Source organism: Deferribacter abyssi, assembly GCF_049472655.1.
GTDB lineage: Bacteria > Chrysiogenota > Deferribacteres > Deferribacterales > Deferribacteraceae > Deferribacter > Deferribacter abyssi.
The window spans coordinates 1-1246 of record NZ_JAQNCS010000037.1 but is presented as its reverse complement, the minus strand read 5'-3'; the positions used below and the strand labels follow the sequence as shown (position 1 = coordinate 1246).

3 protein-coding genes are annotated in these 1246 nt (G+C 30.9%); all 3 read left to right on the top strand.

The annotated features are described in order from the left end of the window. Positions 1-373: 373 nt before the first annotated feature. Entirely contained in the window at positions 374-577 is a 204-nt protein-coding gene (locus OWK30_RS11460; RefSeq protein ID WP_423326617.1) for a type II toxin-antitoxin system HicB family antitoxin, read from the top strand. Beyond that, complete coding sequence (locus OWK30_RS11455; RefSeq protein ID WP_423326615.1) at positions 574-747, top strand: type II toxin-antitoxin system HicA family toxin; 174 nt, start codon at positions 574-576, stop codon at positions 745-747. Before OWK30_RS11460 ends, OWK30_RS11455 begins: the two co-directional genes overlap by 4 nt. Before the next feature lie 224 nt (positions 748-971). After that, complete coding sequence (locus tag OWK30_RS11450) at positions 972-1124, top strand: hypothetical protein (protein ID WP_423326613.1); 153 nt, start codon at positions 972-974, stop codon at positions 1122-1124. Positions 1125-1246 lie beyond the last annotated feature (122 nt).

The following is a 1246-nucleotide window of genomic DNA, read 5'->3' as shown; positions in this document are numbered from 1 at the left end:
ATAATATTATTTCGCAAATATAAGCAATCAAATAACCAGACCGTATCCTGTATAATTAAAAACAATTTAATAAGGGTATTGCATAACGATTTTTCATAGTAATAACTTACTGATAGAATTTAGATTGCTTCGCTACGCTCGCAATGACGGTTTCTTTTTTCGTCATTGCGAGGAGCATTAGCAACGAAACAATCTCTTAAACACCAGATAATTACATGATTTATACATATTTTACTGTGCAACATCCTCTTAAATATATATCGAAAACCATTGACTCTTATGCGGAGTATGATTATTTTGTATATAAGTTCAGCAGATGTGAGTTTACTTCTTCATAAAATAAGGAATATCATAATTATTCGTAGGAGGAGAAATGAAAATAAAAGTTATTATACATGAAGCAGAGGAAGGTGGTTATTGGGCAGAAGTTCCATCTATCCCTGGTTGTGTAACTCAAGGGGAGACTTTTGAAGAACTTTTAACAAACCTTTATGAGGCTGTTGAAGGTTGTCTTTCTGTTGATATTGAAGACGTTACCATTTCGGAAAAATCCAAAATTCTGGAGATAGCTATTTGAGAGCAATTAACGGAAAAGATTTCTGCAGATTACTTGAACAAAAAGGTTGGGAACTCAAACGTATCAATGGCAGTCATCATATTTACGCAAAAACTGGGTGTATTGAACGCATATCAGTTCCTCTGTCCATGGCAATAAACCTCTTAAAATTGGATTACAAAAACACTTAATGAAAATAGCAGAAATAACGGAAAAAGATCTTTGATTTTCTCCTTTAAGTGGAAACATGGACTTACTACAATAAGAGATTGGTCAAATATTAGCAATTGTGTATTTACTTTCAGGAAATGATTTGCAGATTTACAAATGATCCATTTTTTTACTTAATTTTCTTGGCTATAACCCTTAGTTTATTAAGTGTTATTGAAATTATTTTCAAGTGAGATGTTCTGTTATGAAATATGAAGATTTTTTTAAACAATATTCCGTATTTACCATTGATAAAAGCTCTTATAAAAAAGCAGGTGGAACCATAGCAATACAGGTATCCGAACAGAGTGATAAAGGCAGAAACAGCACTCAATCTTTTTATTTTTGTTTTTTTTAAATAAAACCAACCTACTTTTTATGAGAAAAGTTTTTATACTTGCATTATTCTACTAATATGGTAGAATATCGCAAATGCAAAGAATAGATAATAAAAACTTTAACCTAAATAGTTCCAACTGA